Here is a 19468-nt window from a genome sequence, read left to right as displayed (position 1 = left end):
GGTCCGGGGAGTGCGGGCGGGGGGACTCGAACCCCCACGTCCAGGACACTGGAACCTAAATCCAGCGCGTCTACCAGTTCCGCCACGCCCGCGCACACCCCGCGCGGGCGGGGCGAGCCCCGATCCTACCGTGCGGCGCCCGGGCGCGGCGGGCGCGGATCAGGCCTCGTCGAGGCCGAGGGTGCGGCGCAGTCGGGCCACGTGGCCGGTCGCCTTCACGTTGTACTGCGCGTGGGTGACCTTCCCGTCCGGGCCGACGACGATCGTGGAGCGGATCAGACCCTCGAAGGTCCGCCCGTAGTTCTTCTTCTCACCCCAGGCGCCGTAGGCCTCGGCCACCGCGTGGTCCTCGTCCGAGAGCAGGGGGAACGTCAGGCCCTCCTGCTCGGCGAACCGGATGATCCTGCCGATCGGGTCGGGGGAGATCCCCAGGACGACGTAGCCGGCCGCGGTCAGGGAGGCGAGGCTGTCCCGGAAGTCGCAGGCCTGCGTGGTGCAGCCGGGCGTGGACGCGGCCGGGTAGAAGTAGACGATCGTGTGCTTGCCCGCGCTGTCGCGCAGCGAGACGGGCCGGCCCTCCTGGTCCTGGAGGGTGAACGCGGGCGCCGTGTCGCCGGGCTGGAGGCGGTGCTGGGTCGTGTCGGTCATGGGCCCCAGCCTACGGTGGGCCCGGACGGGGAGCGGGGACGACGAAGGCCCCGTCTCCGTGGAGACGGGGCCTTCGCTCCGGTGGGTGCACCCCCCGGGACTCGAACCCGGAACCTGCTGATTAAGAGTCAGATGCTCTACCGGTTGAGCTAGAGGTGCAGATGCCGCACCGCCTCTCGGATCTCTCCGGTGCGCCGTGCAACGAGGTGAAACCCTACCAGGGGTTTCAGACGCCGTGCAAATCGGGGGGCGTGACGTCCGTCGCGTCCGTCTCCGGGGTCGCGTAGAGGCGGTCCAGCTCGTCCATGAAGGCGGTCATGAAGGCGTGGAAGTCGGTGGCGTCCTCGGCCTGGTCGAGCTCCGCGGTGCCGTCCTCCGTGAGGTCGCCCACCGGCACCCGCGTGTGCTCCGGGACGTCGAACCACGTCCGGAAGCCCGTGACGGTCTCCACCTGATAGCCGCTGCCCGTGTCCGCCACGGTGGCCACGTTGGCCAGCCCCACCTCGACGACGTCGGCGCGGTCCGCGGAGGCCTCGGTCACCGGGCCGTGCGGATCGTCCTCGGCCACGCCCGGCGCGCGGCGGTCGTGGTCGTCCGGGGTGGAGGTGGGGTCGAACGGGCACAGCAGCATCTCGAGCGGCTGGTGGCGGTAGCCGATCACGAGGGGAAAGGAAGAGCCCGAGGGCTGGCCGTAGACGACGTTGTAGTCGCCGTGGTTGAACACGCGCGCATCGAAGACGCGGCGCAGCCGTCTGTGCAGGGTGGGCGTGTCCATGGCCCCAACGTACGCGGACCCGTCCGCACGTGTCATGCCGCGGCACCCGTCACACGGGGACGTCGCGTCGGCCCGGTGGCGCCGTGCTCACTAGACTCCGCGGCATGGACTCCGCCGCGTCGACTCCCAGCACCCCGTCCGCCGCTCCCGACATCAAGCCGCGCTCGCGCGACGTCACCGACGGGATGGAGCGCACCGCCGCCCGCGGCATGCTCCGCGCGGTCGGCATGGGGGACGAGGACTTCGGCAAGCCGCAGATCGGCATCGCCTCGTCCTGGAACGAGATCACCCCCTGCAACCTCTCCCTGGACCGCCTCGCCCAGGCCTCGAAGGACGGCGTCCACGCCGCCGGCGGATATCCGCTGGAGTTCGGCACGGTCTCCGTCTCGGACGGCATCTCCATGGGCCACGAGGGCATGCACTTCTCCCTCGTCTCCCGCGAGGTGATCGCCGACTCGGTGGAGACCGTGATGATGGCCGAGCGCCTGGACGGCTCCGTCCTGCTCGCCGGCTGCGACAAGTCGCTCCCGGGCATGCTCATGGCCGCCGCCCGCCTGGACCTGGCCTCCGTGTTCGTCTACGCCGGCTCGATCATGCCGGGCGTGGCCCGCCTGACCGACGGCACCGAGAGGCAGGTGACCATCATCGACGCCTTCGAGGCGGTCGGCGCCTGCGCCCGCGGTCTCATGTCCGAGGAGGACCTGCTCCGCATCGAGAAGTCCATCGCCCCGGGCGAGGGCGCCTGCGGCGGCATGTACACCGCCAACACCATGGCCTCCATCGGTGAGGCCCTCGGCATGTCCCTGCCCGGTTCCGCCGCCGCCCCCTCCGCGGACCGCCGCCGCGACGCCTTCGCGCGCCGCTCCGGCGAGGCCGTGGTGAACATGCTCCGCCAGGGCATCACGGCCCGGGACATCATGACCAAGCCCGCGTTCGAGAACGCGATCGCCGTGACCATGGCGTTCGGCGGCTCCACCAACGCCGTGCTGCACCTGCTCGCCATCGCCCGGGAGGCGGGCGTGGACCTGCAGCTGTCCGACTTCAACCGCATCGCCGACCGCACTCCGCACATCGCCGACCTCAAGCCGTTCGGCCAGTACGTCATGACGGACGTGGACCGCATCGGCGGCGTCCCGGTGGTCATGAAGGCCCTGCTGGACGAGGGCCTGCTGCACGGGGACACCCTCACCGTCACCGGCAAGACGCTCGCCGAGAACCTGGCCGCGCTCGATCCGGACCCGGTGGACGGCAAGGTCATCCGCACCATGGACGACGCGATGCACCCCAACGGCGGCATCGCGATCCTCCACGGCTCGCTGGCCCCGGAGGGCGCCGTCGTGAAGTCCGCCGGCTTCGATGCGGACGTCTTCGAGGGCACCGCGCGCGTCTTCGACCGGGAGCGCGCCGCCATGGACGCCCTCGAGGACGGGACCATCGCCGCCGGCGACGTCGTGGTCATCCGCTATGAGGGCCCGAAGGGCGGCCCGGGCATGCGCGAGATGCTCGCGATCACCGGCGCCATCAAGGGCGCGGGCCTGGGCAAGGACGTCCTGCTGATCACCGACGGGCGCTTCTCCGGCGGCACCACCGGCCTGTGCATCGGCCACATCGCTCCCGAGGCCGCCGAGGGAGGGCCGATCGGCCTGGTGCAGGACGGCGACCGCATCCGCGTGGACATCGCCGGACGCACCATGGACCTGCTCGTGGACGAGGCCGAGCTCGCCGCCCGCCGCGAGTCCTGGGAGCCGGTGGAGCCGAAGTTCACCACGGGCGTGCTGGGCAAGTACGCCAAGCTGGTGCACTCCGCCGCCGAGGGCGCCTACCTGGGCTGAGGCCCGGTCGGCCCGCACGCCGAGACGAGCAGAGGATGAGCATGCACGAGACCGACGCCCGGGTCGGGGGACCCGCGCCTCGTCCCGGGCGGGAGGCGCGCTGATGGAGGTCGTCATCCTGCCCGACGCCGCCGCCCTGGGCCGGCACGGCGCGGACGCGGTGGCCGCCCACGTGGCGGCCCGTCCCGAGGCCGTCCTGGGGCTGGCCACCGGCTCCTCGCCCCTGCCCGTCTACGACGAGCTCGCCCGCCGGGTCCGGGACGGGGAGCTGTCCCTGCGCTCCTGCCGCGCGTTCCTGCTGGACGAGTACGTCGGCCTGCCCGCGGGACACCCCGAGTCCTACCGCACCGTGATCGAGCGGGAGTTCGTCGCGCGCACGGACATCGCCCCGGAGGCCGTGCACGGTCCGGACGGCGGGGCGGCGGACGTCCCGGGCGCCTGCGCCGCCTACGAGGAGGCGCTGCGCGAGGCCGGCGGCGTGGACGTGCAGCTGCTCGGCGTGGGCACGGACGGGCACATCGCGTTCAACGAGCCCGGCTCCTCCCTCGCCTCCCGCACGCGCATCAAGGTGCTCGCCGAGCAGACCCGGCGGGACAACGCCCGCTTCTTCGACGGCGACCTCGACCAGGTCCCGACCCACTGCCTCACCCAGGGCGTGGGCACGATCCTCGACGCCCGACACCTGGTCCTGCTGGCCCGGGGCGAGGGCAAGGCCGAGGCGGTGCGGCAGCTCGTGGAGGGCCCCGTGAGCGCGCGCTGGCCGGTCACGGCCCTGCAGCTGCACCCGCATGTGACCGTCCTCGTGGACGAGGCCGCCGCCGGGCGACTCGAGCTCGCGGGGGAGTACCGCCACATGTGGGAGGCCAAGCCGTCCTGGCAGGGATTCTGAGCGCCCCTCGTCCATCGACCCGCCCACCCCGGAAGGTGCATCCGTGTCCGCCTCGGTCCCTCACCGGCCGCGCGCCGAGCAGGCGCCGCAGGCCGCCGCGTCCCCGTCGGTGCTGCGCGCGGACCGCGTCCATGACGGCGAGCGCCTCGGCGGCCCCGGCTGGATCGCCCTGGCCGAGGGCCGGGTGGTGGCCGTCGGGACCGGGGACCCGCCGCGCACCCACGGCCCCGTCCATGACCTCGGCGACGCCCTCCTCGCTCCCGGCTGCGTGGACGTGCACTGCCACGGCGGCGGCGGACACGCCGTCGAGTCCGGCGCGGCCGCGGCACGCGCGGCGGCCGCGGCCCACGCCCGCGCGGGCACGACCACGGTCGTGGCCTCCCTCGTCACGGACGAGGTCGACGCGCTCGCGGCGCAGCTGACGGCCCTGACGCCCCTGTGCGCAGAGGGGGTGCTGGCCGGCGTGCACCTCGAGGGTCCCTGGCTCTCGCCCCTGCACTGCGGCGCGCACCGGGCCGCGTCCCTGCGCGCCCCGGCCCCCGACGACGTCGCGCGCCTCGTCGAGGCCGGCGCGGGCAGCCTCGCGATGGTGACGCTGGCCCCCGAGCTGCCGGGCGCCCTCGACGCGGTGGGCCGGCTGGCGGAGGCGGGCGTCCTCGTCGCGATCGGCCACACCGACGCGTCCTACGAGACCACGCGCGCGGCGATCGACGCGGGGGCGCGGATGGCCACGCACCTGCACAACGCGTGCCGGCCCACCCACCATCGCGAGCCCGGGCCGGCCGTCGCCCTGCTGGAGGACCCGCGCGTGGGGATCGAGACCATCGTGGACGGCGTCCACCTGCATGCGGCCACGGTGCGGCGGGTCGCCCGGGAGGCCGGGGAGCGGTGGATCCTCGTCTCGGACTCCATGGCCGCCGCCGGCTGCGGCGACGGCGAGTTCCCCCTCGGGCCGCTGCGGGTCCGGGTCCACGACGGCGTCGCGCGGGTGGTCGGCGCGGACGGCGCAGCCGGGGCCATCGCCGGGTCCACGGCCACGGTCACCGGCTCGGTGCGCTCCGCCGTCGTCGCCGGGGTCGACCTCGACGCCGCGCTGCGGGCGGCGACGGCCGCGCCCGCGGACGCCCTGGGGCTCCCCGACGTCGGCCGGCTCCGAGTCGGGAGCCGAGCGGACGCCGTCGTCTTCGGCCCCGAGCTCGAGGTGCGCGGGGTGCTCCATCACGGAACGTGGGTGGACGCGGCCGCCCCCTCGGCGGCTGACTAGGGTGGGCGCAGGCCCGGGATCCGACCCCGACCGCCCGGTCGTCTCACGATGTGACGCTTTATCTCACATTGCGAGACAGGCGGGTGGTCGATGGCGGACGGGGCGCACGGCTGTCGATACTGAGACCACCCCGAAGGACCCGGCGGCCCGTGTCCCCACCTCAGACTCCGCCACGCCGGCCCGATCCGTCATCGACGCGGCCACGGTCCCCGACGCCCGACGGATCCGAACGACGACCGTCCGACGCGCCCGCGACGGACACGCAGCGACGAACGCAGTGAGGTGACCCCATGAGCACGACCCCCCGCGACGCCCGCGCGGCGGTCCCGCAGGTCCCGACGCCGGCCTCCCGCCCGACGGAGACCGCCCGGGTCCAGGAGCGCCGTCCGGCCCCCCGGCCCGAGATCGTCGAGCCGCGGGTGCCCGGCGAGGGCTCCCGCGTCGAGCCGACCCGGATGACCGGCTCCGAGGGCATCATCCGCTCCCTGGAGGAGCTGGGGGTCACGGACGTGTTCGGGCTGCCCGGCGGCGCCATCCTGCCGACCTACGACCCGCTCATGGACTCCGATCGGATCCGCCACATCCTGGTGCGCCACGAGCAGGGTGCCGGTCACGCGGCGCAGGGCTACCACCTGGCCACCGGCAAGGTCGGCGTGGCCATCGCCACCTCCGGTCCCGGCGCCACCAACCTGGTGACCGCCATCGCGGACGCCCACATGGACTCCCAGGCGGTCGTGTTCATCACCGGCCAGGTCTCCTCCGCCGCGATCGGCACGGATGCCTTCCAGGAGGCGGACATCGTGGGCATCACGATGCCCATCACCAAGCACTCCCGGCTCGTGACCCGGCCCGAGGACGTCCCCCAGGCCCTCGCCGAGGCGTTCCACATCGCCGCCACGGGCCGGCCCGGGCCCGTGCTCGTGGACGTCACCAAGGACGCCCAGCAGGGCGAGTTCGAGTTCGCGTGGCCGCCCCGGATCGACCTGCCCGGCTACCGCCCCGTCCTGCGCGGCCACCCCCGGCAGATCCGCGAGGCCGCTCGGCTGATCCGCGAGGCCCGGCGCCCCGTGCTGTATGCGGGCGGCGGCGTGGCCCGCGGCGAGGCCCACGAGGAGCTGCGCGCCCTCGCCGAGCTCACGGGCGCCCCGGTGGTCACCACCCTCACCGCCCGCGGCGTCTTCCCCGACTCGCACCCCCAGCACCTGGGCATGCCGGGCATGCACGGCGGCGTCCCCGCCGTGGCCGCGCTCCAGCAGGCCGACCTGCTGATCACGCTCGGCGCCCGCTTCGACGACCGCGTGACCGGTCACCTGCCCTCGTTCGCCCCCGGCGCCCGCGTGATCCACGCGGACATCGACCCGGCCGAGATCTCGAAGAACCGCACCGCGGACGTGCCGATCGTCGGCCACGTCAAGGAGATCATCCCGGACCTGGTGGCCGAGCTCGCGACGGACACCGAGGCGCTGCCCGACCTCGCCGACTGGTGGGCGGTGCTGCGGCGCCTGCAGGACACCTACCCGATGGGCTGGACCGAGACCGAGGACGGCCTCCTCGCGCCCCAGGAGGTGATCTCGCGCCTGTCGGCCCTGTCCGGTCCCGAGGCCACCTACGTGGCCGGCGTCGGCCAGCACCAGATGTGGGCCAGCCAGTTCGTCGCCTACGAGCGCCCGCGCCAGTGGCTCAACTCGGCCGGCCTCGGGACGATGGGCTTCGCCGTCCCCGCCGCGATGGGGGCGCAGGTGGGCGAGCCCGACCGCGTGGTCTGGGCCATCGACGGCGACGGCTGCTTCCAGATGACCAACCAGGAGCTCGCCACGTGCGTGATCAACCGCATCCCCATCAAGATCGCGGTGATCAACAACTCCTCGCTGGGCATGGTGCGTCAGTGGCAGACCCTCTTCTACGACGGGCGCTACTCGAACACGGACCTGAACACGGGCCACGACACCGCCCGGGTGCCGGACTTCGTCAAGCTCGCCGACGCCTACGGCGCCGCGGGCCTGCGCTGCGACCGTCGGGAGGACCTGGACGACACCATCCGCCAGGCCCTGGCCATCGACGACCGCCCCGTGATCGTGGACTTCGTGGTCTCCCGCGACGCCATGGTCTGGCCGATGGTCCCCGCGGGGGTCAGCAACGACGCGATCCAGGTGGCCCGGGGCATGACGCCCGACTGGGACCAGGAAGACTGAGGAGGGCAACCGATGGAACGCCACACCCTGTCCGTGCTCGTCGAGGACGTGCCCGGCACCCTGACCCGCGTGGCCGGCCTCTTCGCCCGGCGCGCATTCAACATCCACTCGCTGGCCGTGGGCGTCACGGAGGTCGAGGGCCTGTCCCGGATTACCGTGGTCGTCGACGCCGACACGGACCTGCTCGAGCAGGTCACCAAGCAGCTGAACAAGCTGATCAACGTGATCAAGGTCGTCGAGCTCACGCCCGACTCCTCCGTTCAGCGCGACCACCTGCTCGTGAAGGTGCGCGCCGATGCCGCCACCCGCGGTCAGGTCGTCCAGGCGGCCGACCTGTTCCGCGCCCACGTCGTCGACGTGGCCCCGGAGTCCCTGACCCTCGAGGCCACCGGCACCCGTGACAAGCTCGAGGCCTTCCTCGAGATGATGGAGCCCTACGGCGTGCGTGAGCTCGTCCGCTCGGGCACCCTCGCCCTCGCCCGGGGGCCGCGGTCCATGACCGACCGCGCCCTGGCCCGCTGACCCGTCCCGATCCACCCATCCCGTGAGGAGAACAGCATGACCGTGAAGAAGTTCTACGACGACGACGCCGACCTGTCGATCATCCAGGGCCGCACCGTGGCCGTCATCGGCTACGGCTCCCAGGGCCACGCCCACGCCCTGTCGCTGCGCGACTCCGGCGTGGACGTGCGCATCGGCCTCGCCGAGGGCTCCAAGTCCCGCGCCAAGGCCGAGGCCGAGGGCCTGCGCGTCGTCGACGTCGCCACCGCCGCCGCCGAGGCCGACCTGATCATGATCCTCACCCCGGACCAGGTCCAGGCCGACGTGTACGACCAGCACATCGCCGGCAACCTGCAGGAGGGCGACGCCCTCTTCTTCGCGCACGGCTTCAACGTGCGCTTCGGCTACATCCAGGCCCCCGAGGGCGTCGACGTCGCCCTGGTCGCCCCCAAGGGACCGGGCCACGTGGTGCGCCGCGAGTTCGAGGCCGGCCGCGGCGTGCCCGCGCTGATCGCCGTCGAGAAGGACGCCTCCGGCCAGGCCCACGCCCTCGCCCTGTCCTACGCCAAGGCCGTGGGCGGCACCCGCGCCGGCGTCATCGAGACGACCTTCACCGAGGAGACCGAGACCGACCTGTTCGGCGAGCAGGCCGTGCTCTGCGGCGGCGCCTCCCAGCTCGTGCAGTACGGCTTCGAGACCCTCACCGAGGCCGGCTACCAGCCCGAGATCGCCTACTTCGAGGTGCTGCACGAGCTGAAGCTCATCGTCGACCTCATGGTCGAGGGCGGCATCGCCAAGCAGCGCTGGTCCATCTCCGACACCGCGGAGTACGGCGACTACGTCTCCGGCCCCCGCGTCATCACCCCCGACGTGAAGGAGAACATGAAGGCGGTCCTCGCCGACATCCAGTCCGGCGCCTTCGCGAAGCGCTTCATGGACGACCAGAAGGCCGGTGCGCCCGAGTTCAAGGAGCTGCGCGCCCGGGGCGAGGCCCACCCGATCGAGAAGACCGGCCGCGAGCTGCGCCAGATGTTCTCCTGGCTCAAGGACGCGGACGACGACTACACCGAGGGCACGGCGGCCCGCTGAGCCGCCCGAGCCCCCGACGCCGGCCCCGGGCATCGCGCTCCGGGGCCGGCGTCGCATTCCGGCCACGGCCCGGTCACGCGTCTAGGCTCGGACCGGAGCGCGGGCCGGCCCGCCTTCCATCCCACCGCACCACACCTCCAGGAGCACCCGTGAGCGCAGCCCAGCCCGTCGTCCTGATCGCCGAGGAACTCTCGCCCGCCACCGTCGAGGCCCTCGGCCCCGACTTCGAGATCCGCCGCACGGACGGCGCCGACCGCGCCCGCCTCCTCGAGGACCTGCGCGACGTCGACGCGGTGCTGATCCGCTCGGCCACCCAGATGGACGCCGAGGCGATCGCCGCCGCGCCGCAGCTGAAGGTCATCGCGCGCGCCGGCGTCGGACTGGACAACGTGGACGTGCCCGCCGCCACCGAGGCCGGCGTCATGGTCGTCAACGCGCCGACGTCGAACATCATCTCCGCCGCCGAGCTCACCTGCGGCCACATCCTGGCCGCCGCCCGCAACATCGCGGCCGCCAACGGCTCGCTGAAGGCGGGGGAGTGGAAGCGGTCGAAGTACACGGGCGTCGAGCTGTACGGCAAGCGGCTGGGCGTGATCGGCCTGGGCCGCATCGGCGCGCTCGTGGCCGAGCGCATGAAGGCGTTCGGCATGGAGATCCTCGCCTACGACCCCTACGTGACCACCGCCCGGGCGCAGCAGCTCGGCGCGAGCCTCGTGGAGCTGGACGAGCTGCTCGAGCGCGCCGACGTGGTCACGATCCACATGCCCAAGACCCCCGAGACGGTCGGCATGATCGGCGATGAGCAGTTCGCCCGCATGAAGGACACCGCGATCATCGTGAACGTGGCCCGCGGCGGCCTCGTGGACGAGGACGCCCTCGCCCGCGCGCTCGAGACCGGGACCATCGGGGGCGCCGGCATCGACGTCTTCAGCTCCGAGCCGGCCACCGACCTGGCGTTCTTCGCCCACGACTCCGCCGTGGTCACCCCCCACCTGGGCGCCTCGACCGCCGAGGCCCAGGAGAAGGCGGGCGTCGCCGTCGCCGGCTCCGTGCGCCTGGCCCTCTCCGGCGAGCTCGTGCCGGACGCCGTGAACGTGGCCGGCGGCGCGATCCACGAGGACGTGCGCCCCGGCCTGCCGCTGGCCGAGAAGCTGGGCCGCGTGCTCACCGCGCTGGTGGGCGAGCAGTCCATCACGGCCGTCGAGGTGGAGATCGCCGGTGAGATCGCCGAGCACGACGTCTCCGCGATGCGCCTGGCCGCCCTGAAGGGCGTGTTCACGGACATCGTCTCGGACCAGGTCTCCTACGTGAACGCCCCCGTGCTGGCCGAGCAGCGCGGCGTCGAGTGCCGCCTCACCACCACCGCGGTGTCCGAGTCCTACCGCAACACCGTCACGGTGCGCGCCGCGACCGCGCAGGGCTCCCAGACGGCCGTCACCGGCACGCTCACCGGCCCGCGCCAGGTGCAGAAGCTCGTGGGCGTGGACCGGCACGAGCTCGAGGTGCCGCTGGCCGACCACCTGCTCGTGTTCGCCTACCAGGACCGCCCGGGCGTGATCGGCGTCCTGGGCCAGGCCCTCGGGGTGCAGGGCGTGAACATCGCCGGCATGGACGTCTCGCGCGACGACGAGGGCGCCGCCCTGGCCGTACTGACCCTGGACGGGGCCCTCTCCGGGGACACCGCGGCCACGCTGGCCGCGGCCATCGGCGCCGCCCGTGCGGCCGAGGTGGACCTCTCCGTCTGACCCGTCGACGCCCGGGCGGGCAACGCGGGGCCGGCGCGCGTCGCCCTGTGTTGAGATGGTGTCCATGTCGCGTCCAGCCGAGCCCCGCCCCGCACCCGCCCCGACCGCGCGCGCCGCAGCGGCCCGCCCCGCCACGCCTCCGGGCGTGCAGGGCCGCTGGGCCCGGCGCGCGGCGGGCGGGCTGATCGGCGTCAGTGTCCTGCTCGCCGCCTGGTCGTTCGCCCTCCCCTTCGTGTTCGGGCTGGGCCCGCGGCAGGTGCCGTGGTGGCGCGAGGTCTTCGACGTGAACCACGAGGCCAACCTCACGGCGTGGTGGAGCTCGGGCCTGCTCCTGCTGGGGGCCGCGGGCTTCACCACGGTGGGTCTCGTGCGCCGCGCGCTGGGGGCGGATCGGCGGCGGAGCCTGCTCGCGTGGCTGACCCCCGCGGCCCTGCTGGCGGCCCCATGAGCCTGGACGAATCGACGCAGCTCCACGAGCAGGCCGGCCAGCTGTGGGAGGTTCTGCCGTTCGCGGGGGAGAACCCGCTGCCCGCGTTCCAGTGGCTGATCCTCGGCGCGCCGGCCGCGATCGTCGTCCTCGGGCTGCTCGCGCTGTGCACCGTCGCCCTGCCCCGCCGGACCCGAGCGCTGACGGTGGCGGGCGGCGCGGTGTTCTTCTTCGGCGCGATCGTCCTCGAGGCGGTGCCGCTCGTCTTCGGGATCGGGCGCAGCACCCTGGCCTACCACGTGGCGACCCACGCGGAGGAGCTGACCGAGATGATCGGGGCGTCCGTGCTCGTGGTGGCCCCGTGGGCCCACCTCCACCTGCGGCCTGCGCCGGGCCATCTGCAGGTGACCGCCGACGGCGTCCCGGACGCCGGCGCGGACGACGTCGTCCTCGGCGCGGGCCCCGGCCCCGCGGCTAGACTCGACGACTGTGACTGACGCCCGCGCCCCGTACTACCTGACCACGGCCATCTCCTACCCGAACGGCGAGCCGCACATCGGCCACGCCTACGAGTACATCGCCTCGGACGCGATGGCCCGCTTCCAGCGGCTCGACGGGCGGGATGTGCGCTTCCTGACCGGCACGGACGAGCACGGCCAGAAGATGGAGCAGACGGCGCAGCAGCAGGGCGTGAGCGCCCTCGAGCTGGCCACGCGCAACGCCGCCGTCTTCAAGGAGATGGACGACGACGTCCTGGACATCTCCTACGACCGCTTCATCCGCACCACGGACACGGACCACGCCGAGGCCGTCCGCGAGATCTGGCGGCGGATGGAGGCCAACGGGGACATCTACCTCGGCTCCTACGCCGGCTGGTACTCCGTGCGGGACGAACGCTACTTCGGCGAGGACGAGACCGAGGTGGGTCAGGACGGGGTGCGCCGCGCCGTCGAGACCGGCACCGAGGTGACGTGGACGGAGGAGGAGTCCTACTTCTTCCGCCTGTCCAAGTACCAGCAGCCGCTGCTGGACCACTACCGCGAGCACCCGGACTTCGCCGCCCCCCGGTACCGCTTCAACGAGGTCATCCGCTTCGTGGAGGCCGGGCTCGAGGACCTGTCCATCTCCCGGACCTCCTTCCAGTGGGGCATCGACCTGCCGGCGCCCGCGGACCCCGACGCCGCCGACGCCGACCGGCGCGCCGACCACGTCACCTACGTCTGGGTCGACGCGTTGACGAACTACCTCACCGGCGCGGGCTGGCCGGCGGAGGACCCGGAGGCGTTCGCGCGCTACTGGCCGGCGGACCTGCACGTGATCGGCAAGGACATCTCCCGGTTCCACTGCATCTTCTGGCCCGCGTTCCTCATGTCGGCCGGCCTCGAGCTGCCGCGCCGCGTCATGATCCATGGCTTCCTGAACAACAACGGGGCCAAGATGTCCAAGTCCCTGGGCAACGTGGTGCACCCGCGGGAATGGGTGGCCCGGTACGGCCTGGACGCCATTCGCTTCTTCCTGCTGCGCGAGTTCCCGTTCGGCGCGGACGGTTCCTACAGCCACGAGGCCGTGGTGAGCCGCAAGAACGCGGACCTGGCCAACAACCTCGGCAACCTCGCCCAGCGCTCGCTGTCCATGGTGGCCAAGAACTGCGGCGCCGCCGTGCCCGAGCCGGGCGAGTTCACCGAGGCGGACCGCGCCGTCCTGGCCCAGGTCGACGCCCTGCTGGAGCGCTCCCGGTCCGCGTACGCGGTGCAGGACTTCCACGACGCGCTCGAGGAGACCTGGCGCGTGCTCGGTGAGATCAACGCCTACTTCGCGGACCAGGCCCCGTGGGTGCTGCGCAAGACGGACGAGCCGCGCATGCGCACGGTGCTGTACGTGACGTTGCAGGCCGTGCGCCGGGTGGCCCTGCTCGCGCAGCCGGTGATGCCCGGCTCGGCCTCGCGGCTGCTGGACCTGCTCGGCGTCCCCGCCGAGGGCGACGCCGGCCGCACCGGCGCGTCCGGCACCGGCCCGCGGTCCTTCGCCGCGTTCCACGAGGACCTGGTCCCCGGCACCCCGCTGCCCGCCCCGCAGCCGGTCTTCCCGCGGCACGAGGAGCCCGCCGAGGACTGAGTCCGTCCGGAGGGTGAGACCGGGTGTCACACGATGTGGTCCTCACGCGTGCCGCGCGTAGCCTGAGGGCCATGACCGAGACCACACGCAGCTCCGCAGACCCCTTGGACATCGCCGTCATCGGCGGCGACGGCATCGGCCCCGAGGTCACCGACCAGGCCGCCGCCGTCCTGCAGGCGGCGCTGCGTGCCGAGGGGCGTCCGGAGGCCCGGCTCACCCCGTATCCGCTGGGTGCGGAGCACTGGCTCGAGACCGGCGAGGCGCTCACGGACGAGGTCCTCGAGTCCCTTCGCCGCCACGACGCGATCCTGTTCGGGGCCGTCGGCGCCGCGCCCGGGGACGAGCGCATCCCGTCCGGGCTGATCGAGCGCGGCATGCTGCTCAAGCTGCGCTTCGCGCTGGACCACGGCGTGAACCTGCGCCCGGCCACCCTGCTGCCCGGCGCCGTCAGCCCCCTGGCCGCGCCCGGCGAGATCGACTTCACCGTGGTGCGCGAGGGCACGGAGGGGCCGTACGTGGGCAACGGCGGTGCGATCCGCGTGGACACCCCGCACGAGATCGCCACGGAGGTCTCCGTGAACACGGCGTTCGGCGTGCGCCGCGTCGTCGAGGACGCCTTCCGTCGCGCCGACGCGGGCGAGCGCAAGCGCCTCACGCTCGTGCACAAGCACAACGTCCTGGTCCACGCCGGCCACCTGTGGCGCCGCACCGTGGAGTCCGTGGCGGCCGACTTCCCCGCGGTCACCTGGGACTACATGCACGTCGACGCCGCCATGATCTTCCTGGCGACGGACCCGGCCCGCTTCGACGTGATCGTGACGGACAACCTGTTCGGGGACATCATCACGGACCTCGCCGCGGCCGTGACCGGCGGCATCGGGCTCGCCGCCTCCGGCAACATCAACGTCGAGGGCACGGCGCCGTCGATGTTCGAGCCGGTCCACGGCTCCGCTCCGGACATCGCGGGCCAGGGGATCGCCGACCCCGTGGCCGCCATCCTCTCCGCCGCCCTGCTGCTCGAGCACGTGGGCGAGACCGGCGCCGCGGCGCGCGTGCGCACCGCGGTGTGGGCGCACCTGAAGGACCGGGTGGACGGCGCGCGGGGCACCACCGCCGAGGTGGGCGCCGACGTCGCCGCGCGGGTCTGACGCGCGGGCCCGGCGCGTCGACGCCGGGTCTAGGATGGGGCGACGGCCTGTGGCGTGTGCCACGCCCGGCGCCGTGGCCCCCCGCGCGTCGTGCCCGGCACCGGAGCCGTCCCCATCCGTCACCCGTCACGAGGAGTGATCCCACCGTGTCCGAGACCGTGTTCACGCGGCAACCACATCTGTCCCCGATGTCCGATCAGCAGCGCGTCGAGATCCTCCAGGACCCCGGTTTCGGCAACGTCTTCACGGACCACATGGTCTCGATCGACTGGACCTGGGACGAGGACGGCGGCGCGTGGCATGACGCCCGCGTGGAGCCCTACGGCCCGCTGTCCCTGGACCCCGCGGCCGCCGTGCTGCACTACGGCCAGGAGATCTTCGAGGGCCTGAAGGCCTACCGGCACGAGGACGGGTCGGTGTGGACGTTCCGCCCCGAGGCCAACGCGGCCCGCCTGAACCGCTCCGCCCGCCGCCTGGCCCTGCCGGAGCTGCCCGAGGAGCTGTTCCTCGGCTCGCTGCAGGCCCAGCTCGAGGCGGACCGGGCCTGGGTGCCCACCGGCCCGGGCCAGTCCCTCTACCTGCGCCCCTTCATGTTCGCCTCCGAGGCGTTCCTCGGCGTCCGCCCGGCCCGGCAGGTGCGGTACATGGTGATCGCCTCGCCGGCCGGCAACTACTTCGGCGGCGAGCTCAAGCCGGTGACCATCTGGGTCTCGCGTGACTACGCCCGCGCCGGCAAGGGCGGCACGGGCGCGGCCAAGACCGGCGGCAACTACGCCGCCTCGCTGCTGCCCCAGCTGCAGGCCGCGGCGAAGGGCGCCGACCAGGTCGTGTTCCTCGACCAGTACCACGACGACGCGATCGAGGAGCTCGGCGGCATGAACGTGTTCTTCGTGCACGCCGACGGCCGCCTCGTCACCCCGGCGCTCACCGGCACGATCCTCGAGGGCGTCACCCGCTCCTCGATCCTCCAGCTCGGCCGGGACATGGGCCTGACCGTCGAGGAGCGTCGCGTCACCCTCGCCGAGTGGGCCGAGGGCGTCCGCTCGGGCGAGATCACCGAGGTCTTCGCGTGCGGCACCGCCGCCGTCGTGACCCCGATCGGCCGTCTGCTCGACGGCGACGACGTGATCGAGTCCGCCGGCGGGGCCGACGTGGCCCTGAAGATCCGCACCGAGCTCGAGGGCATCCAGACCGGGCGCGTCGAGGACCGCCACGGCTGGCTGCACCGCCTCGTCTGACCCCACCCCACGAACGGAGACCCCCGTGAGCTCGCACCGCTCCTCCGCGGCCGCCGAGGGCGCCCCACTCCCGGCCACGACGCCGGAAGACCTCCCGCCCACCGAGGCCGCCGGCCGGCCCCGCTGGACGCCCGCGAAGATCGCCGTCTGGGTGGCCGTCGCCCTGCTCGGCGGCGTCGCCTGGACCATGCTCGCCCTGCACCGCGGCGAGACGATCAACGCGATCTGGTTCGTGTTCGCCGCCGTGGCGACGTTCGCGATCGGCTACCGCTTCTACTCGAAGTACGTCGAGCGCATGATCGTCCACCCGGACGACACCCGCGCCACCCCGGCCGAGTACCGGGCCGACGGCCGGGACTACGTGGCCACCGACCGCCGCGTGCTCTACGGCCACCACTTCGCGGCCATCGCCGGCGCCGGTCCGCTCGTGGGCCCCGTGCTCGCCGCGCAGATGGGCTACCTGCCCGGCACCATCTGGATCATCGTCGGCGTGATCCTGGCCGGCGCGGTCCAGGACTACCTCGTCCTGTTCTTCTCGATGCGCCGCGGCGGCCGCTCGCTCGGCCAGATGGCCCGGGACGAGCTGGGCCGCGTCGGGGGCACCGCCGCGATCGTCGCGACCCTGCTGATCATGGTGATCATCACGGCCATCCTGGCCCTCGTGGTGGTCAACGCCCTGGGCGAGTCCCCGTGGGGCGTGTTCTCCGTGGCCATGACCATCCCGATCGCGCTCTTCATGGGCGTGTACCTGCGCTGGATCCGCCCGGGCCGCATCACCGAGATCTCCGTGATCGGGTTCGTCCTGCTCCTGGCGGCCATCATCGGCGGCGGCTGGGTGGCCGGGACCGAGTGGGGCGCGGCCCTGTTCACCCTGGACCGCACCACCATCGCCTGGGCCGTGATCATCTACGGGTTCGTCGCGGCCGTGCTCCCCGTGTGGCTGCTGCTCGCGCCGCGCGACTACCTGTCCACCTTCATGAAGATCGGCGTGATCGCCGGTCTCGCGCTGGCCATCGTCGTCGTGCAGCCGCGCATCGGCACCCCCGCGTTCTCCGAGTTCGCCTCGGGCCAGACCGGCCCGGTGTGGCCCGGTTCGCTGTTCCCGTTCCTGTTCGTCACCATCGCGTGCGGTGCGCTCTCCGGCTTCCACGCGCTGATCGCCTCGGGCACGACGCCCAAGATGGTGGAGAAGGAGCGGCAGACCCGCTTCATCGGCTACGGCGGCATGCTCATGGAGGCCTTCGTGGCCATCATGGCGCTCGTGGCCGCCGTCTCGCTCGACCGCGGCATCTACTTCGCCATGAACTCCCCGGCCGCCCTCACCGGCGGCACCCCGGAGACCGCCGTCGACTTCGTCATGGGCCTCGGCCTGGCCGGCGTGAACCTCACCCCCGGGGACCTGACCCACCTGGCCGACCTCGTGGGCGAGGAGACCGTGGTCTCCCGCACCGGCGGCGCCCCCACCCTCGCGGTCGGCCTGGCGCACATCATGGGCCAGCTCGTGGGCGGCGACGCGCTCATGGGCTTCTGGTACCACTTCGCGATCATGTTCGAGGCGCTGTTCATCCTCACCGCCGTCGACGCCGGCACCCGCGTGGCCCGGTTCATGCTCCAGGACTCCCTGGGCAACGTGGTCCCGCGCTTCAAGGACACCTCGTGGCGCGTGGGCGCGTGGGTCTGCACGGCTATCATGGTGGCCGCGTGGGGCGCCGTGCTGATCATGGGCGTCACCGATCCGCTGGGCGGCATCAACACGCTGTTCCCGCTGTTCGGCATCGCCAACCAGCTGCTCGCGGCGATCGCGCTCGCCGTCGTCCTGACGATCGTCGCGCGCCGCCGGGACTTCCGGGGCCTGTGGATCGTGGCGCTGCCGCTGGCGTTCATCACCGTGGTCACCACCGTGGCGTCGTTCCAGAAGATCTTCTCCTCCATCCCGGCGGTGGGCTACTGGGCGCAGCATCGCGCGTTCCAGGACGCGCTGGCGGCGGGGAAGACGAGCTTCGGCGCCGCGAAGTCCGTGCCGGCCATGGAGGCCGTGGTCCGCAACACCTTCATCCAGGGCACGCTCTCCGTCGTCTTCCTGGTGTTGGCGCTGATCGTCATCACGACGTCGGTGCTCGCCACGGTGCGCGCCTTCCGCGGCACCGAGGTCATCGACCACCAGGACCCGTACGTGCCCTCGCAGCGCTTCGCCCCGGCCGGGCTGTTCGCCACGGCCGAGGAGAAGGAGCTGCAGCGGAAGTGGGACGCGCTGCCGGCGGACCGGCAGCCGGTGCGGGGTCACTGACGTGGCCGATCCGCGCGCGACGCCGGCCGGGCCCTCCTCCGCGGAGGGCCCGGCCGGCCCGTCTCGGCCCAGCGTGTGGGCCCGGGCGCGCTGGTGGGTCCGCCAGCTCTCCGGCGAGGGGAAGTACGACGCGTACGTGGCCCACCACCGGGCGCACCATCCGGAACGCGCGCCGATGACCGAGCGGGAGTTCTGGCGGGCCGAGTACGCGCGCCAGGAGGCCAATCCGGGCAGCCGCTGCTGCTGAGCGGCCTGGACCCGCCCCGCTCCGCACCGCGCCGCGCTGAGCCAGACGAATCCGCCCGCGAGCCAGACGAATCGGTCGCCTCAGGCCGTCCGCCGCGGCCGAATCGTCTGGTTCGCGGCGTCAGCGGGGCTGGCATCGAGTGGGTGTCCGGCGACGGCGACCGCCGCTCACCCATTACGCTGACCCCCATGCGCATCGCCCGTTTCGTGGACCAGGCCGAACCGACCTACGGCATCGTGGAGGGCCCGGCCGACGCCGACCCCGCCGAGCTGAGCATCACCGCCCTGCAGGGCGACCCGTTCTTCCACGGGATCCAGCCCACCGGCACCACCCACCGCCTCGAGGACGTGCGTCTCGTGGCCCCGATCATCCCGCGTTCGAAGATCGTGGGCGTCGGCCGCAACTGGGCCGACCACGCGAAGGAGCTCGGCAACGAGGTCCCCGCCTCGCCGCAGTTCTTCCTCAAGCCGAACACCGCCGTCGTGGGTCCGAACGAGCCCGTGACCCTGCCGAGCTGGTCGGACGAGGTCTCCTACGAGGCCGAGCTCGCCGTCGTCATCGGCACCATCTGCAAGGACGTGCCGGTGAGCCGCGTGGACGACGTCGTGTTCGGCTACACCGTGGGCAACGACCTCACCGCCCGCGACGCCCAGCGCACCGACCTGCAGTGGGCCCGCGCCAAGGGCTTCGACGGCGCCTGCCCGCTGGGCCCGTGGATCGAGACCGAGCTGGACGTGGAGCCGGCCGGCGGCCTGCGCATCACGTCCCGGCTCGACGGCGAGACCCGCCAGGACGGCACGACGGCGGACATGGTCTTCGGCGTCCGCGAGCTCGTGGCCGCGGCCTCGGAGATGTTCACCCTCCTGCCCGGCGACGTGATCCTGACCGGCACCCCGGGCGGGGTCGGGACGGTCCAGGAGGGCCAGCGCGTCGAGGCCGAGGTCGAGGGGATCGGCGTCCTGGCCACCGTCTTCCGCCGCTGACGCAGGCGCCCGACTACGCCGTCCGGGCCCCCGCGTAGACTCGGGGCATCATGACTGACGCCACCGCCCCCGTGTCCGAGAACGCCCC

Annotated in this window: 17 protein-coding genes and 2 tRNA genes; 15 read left to right on the top strand and 4 right to left on the bottom strand. The window is 73.1% G+C overall.

Annotated elements, in window-relative coordinates:
- Window positions 1–11 precede the first annotated feature (11 nt).
- From J1M40_RS03535 to J1M40_RS03520, 4 genes are all read right to left on the bottom strand, one after another.
- A tRNA-Leu gene (locus J1M40_RS03535) sits at window positions 12–92 on the bottom strand.
- Between the two features lie 67 nt (window positions 93–159).
- The gene (bcp, locus tag J1M40_RS03530; protein WP_036382122.1) at window positions 160–648 is read right to left on the bottom strand and encodes a thioredoxin-dependent thiol peroxidase; all 489 of its coding nucleotides are present in this window, start codon (window positions 646–648) and stop codon (window positions 160–162) included.
- An 86-nt stretch (window positions 649–734) separates the two neighbouring features.
- Window positions 735–807, bottom strand: a tRNA-Lys gene (locus tag J1M40_RS03525).
- Window positions 808–874: 67 nt separating this feature from the next.
- Entirely contained in the window at window positions 875–1423 is a 549-nt protein-coding gene (locus J1M40_RS03520) for a hypothetical protein (protein WP_070709704.1), read from the bottom strand.
- Window positions 1424–1527: 104 nt separating this feature from the next.
- Between J1M40_RS03520 and ilvD the strand changes: the two genes are divergently transcribed.
- The 15 genes from ilvD to J1M40_RS03450 all read left to right on the top strand — a co-directional run bounded on the left by ilvD (window position 1528) and on the right by J1M40_RS03450 (window position 19380).
- Entirely contained in the window at window positions 1528–3255 is a 1728-nt protein-coding gene (gene ilvD, locus J1M40_RS03515; RefSeq protein ID WP_049145205.1) for a dihydroxy-acid dehydratase, read from the top strand.
- A gap of 103 nt (window positions 3256–3358) precedes the next feature.
- Complete coding sequence (gene nagB, locus J1M40_RS03510; protein ID WP_098093123.1) at window positions 3359–4144, top strand: glucosamine-6-phosphate deaminase; 786 nt, start codon at window positions 3359–3361, stop codon at window positions 4142–4144.
- A 43-nt stretch (window positions 4145–4187) separates the two neighbouring features.
- Complete coding sequence (locus tag J1M40_RS03505) at window positions 4188–5408, top strand: N-acetylglucosamine-6-phosphate deacetylase (RefSeq protein WP_144819463.1); 1221 nt, start codon at window positions 4188–4190, stop codon at window positions 5406–5408.
- 290 nt (window positions 5409–5698) lie between these two features.
- Window positions 5699–7600 (top strand): acetolactate synthase large subunit, encoded by a 1902-nt coding sequence (locus J1M40_RS03500; RefSeq protein ID WP_144819464.1) that lies wholly within the window; start codon window positions 5699–5701, stop codon window positions 7598–7600.
- Window positions 7601–7612: 12 nt separating this feature from the next.
- A complete protein-coding gene (ilvN, locus tag J1M40_RS03495) occupies window positions 7613–8122 on the top strand; it encodes an acetolactate synthase small subunit (protein WP_002854209.1) in 510 nt (169 codons plus the stop codon).
- Between the two features lie 36 nt (window positions 8123–8158).
- Entirely contained in the window at window positions 8159–9190 is a 1032-nt protein-coding gene (ilvC, locus tag J1M40_RS03490; RefSeq protein WP_065573668.1) for a ketol-acid reductoisomerase, read from the top strand.
- 149 nt (window positions 9191–9339) lie between these two features.
- Window positions 9340–10935: a phosphoglycerate dehydrogenase gene (gene serA / locus J1M40_RS03485; RefSeq protein ID WP_069941570.1), complete on the top strand. Its 1596-nt coding sequence runs from the start codon at window positions 9340–9342 to the stop codon at window positions 10933–10935.
- A 64-nt stretch (window positions 10936–10999) separates the two neighbouring features.
- On the top strand, window positions 11000–11383 hold the full coding sequence (locus J1M40_RS12625; RefSeq protein ID WP_241252039.1) for a hypothetical protein: 384 nt from the start codon (window positions 11000–11002) through the stop codon (window positions 11381–11383).
- The gene (locus tag J1M40_RS12620) at window positions 11380–11859 is read left to right on the top strand and encodes a hypothetical protein (RefSeq protein WP_241252038.1); all 480 of its coding nucleotides are present in this window, start codon (window positions 11380–11382) and stop codon (window positions 11857–11859) included. Before J1M40_RS12625 ends, J1M40_RS12620 begins: the two co-directional genes overlap by 4 nt.
- Window positions 11852–13477: a methionine--tRNA ligase gene (gene metG / locus J1M40_RS03475; protein ID WP_063190343.1), complete on the top strand. Its 1626-nt coding sequence runs from the start codon at window positions 11852–11854 to the stop codon at window positions 13475–13477. Before J1M40_RS12620 ends, metG begins: the two co-directional genes overlap by 8 nt.
- 71 nt (window positions 13478–13548) lie before the next feature.
- Window positions 13549–14625 (top strand): 3-isopropylmalate dehydrogenase, encoded by a 1077-nt coding sequence (locus tag J1M40_RS03470; RefSeq protein ID WP_069941572.1) that lies wholly within the window; start codon window positions 13549–13551, stop codon window positions 14623–14625.
- 146 nt (window positions 14626–14771) lie between these two features.
- A complete protein-coding gene (locus J1M40_RS03465; protein ID WP_081339251.1) occupies window positions 14772–15863 on the top strand; it encodes a branched-chain amino acid aminotransferase in 1092 nt (363 codons plus the stop codon).
- Window positions 15864–15888: 25 nt separating this feature from the next.
- Window positions 15889–18150 carry a carbon starvation CstA family protein gene (locus tag J1M40_RS03460; RefSeq protein ID WP_144818332.1) on the top strand — a complete coding sequence of 754 codons (2262 nt, stop codon included), beginning with the start codon at window positions 15889–15891 and terminating at the stop codon, window positions 18148–18150.
- Between the two features lies 1 nt (window position 18151).
- Window positions 18152–18397 carry a YbdD/YjiX family protein gene (locus tag J1M40_RS03455; RefSeq protein WP_069941574.1) on the top strand — a complete coding sequence of 82 codons (246 nt, stop codon included), beginning with the start codon at window positions 18152–18154 and terminating at the stop codon, window positions 18395–18397.
- Between the two features lie 188 nt (window positions 18398–18585).
- Window positions 18586–19380 (top strand): fumarylacetoacetate hydrolase family protein, encoded by a 795-nt coding sequence (locus J1M40_RS03450; RefSeq protein ID WP_036338067.1) that lies wholly within the window; start codon window positions 18586–18588, stop codon window positions 19378–19380.
- The last annotated feature ends 88 nt before the right edge of the window (window positions 19381–19468 follow it).

This window comes from Micrococcus sp. KRD026, assembly GCF_017168445.1.
Classification (GTDB): Bacteria; Actinomycetota; Actinomycetes; order Actinomycetales; family Micrococcaceae; genus Micrococcus; species Micrococcus luteus.
This window is presented reverse-complemented; position numbering and strand designations above follow the sequence as displayed.

Bases quoted from the DNA above. Each gene is read 5' to 3' on its own strand.
- J1M40_RS03500 (WP_144819464.1), top strand. From the start codon at position 5,699: ATGAGCACGACCCCCCGCGACGCCCGCGCGGCGGTCCCGCAGGTCCCG.
- bcp (WP_036382122.1), bottom strand. From the start codon at position 648: ATGACCGACACGACCCAGCACCGCCTCCAGCCCGGCGACACGGCGCCC.
- J1M40_RS03470 (WP_069941572.1), top strand. From the start codon at position 13,549: ATGACCGAGACCACACGCAGCTCCGCAGACCCCTTGGACATCGCCGTC.
- ilvD (WP_049145205.1), top strand. From the start codon at position 1,528: ATGGACTCCGCCGCGTCGACTCCCAGCACCCCGTCCGCCGCTCCCGAC.
- J1M40_RS03520 (WP_070709704.1), bottom strand. From the start codon at position 1,423: ATGGACACGCCCACCCTGCACAGACGGCTGCGCCGCGTCTTCGATGCG.
- nagB (WP_098093123.1), top strand. From the start codon at position 3,359: ATGGAGGTCGTCATCCTGCCCGACGCCGCCGCCCTGGGCCGGCACGGC.
- J1M40_RS12620 (WP_241252038.1), top strand. From the start codon at position 11,380: ATGAGCCTGGACGAATCGACGCAGCTCCACGAGCAGGCCGGCCAGCTG.
- ilvC (WP_065573668.1), top strand. From the start codon at position 8,159: ATGACCGTGAAGAAGTTCTACGACGACGACGCCGACCTGTCGATCATC.
- J1M40_RS12625 (WP_241252039.1), top strand. From the start codon at position 11,000: ATGTCGCGTCCAGCCGAGCCCCGCCCCGCACCCGCCCCGACCGCGCGC.
- J1M40_RS03450 (WP_036338067.1), top strand. From the start codon at position 18,586: ATGCGCATCGCCCGTTTCGTGGACCAGGCCGAACCGACCTACGGCATC.
- ilvN (WP_002854209.1), top strand. From the start codon at position 7,613: ATGGAACGCCACACCCTGTCCGTGCTCGTCGAGGACGTGCCCGGCACC.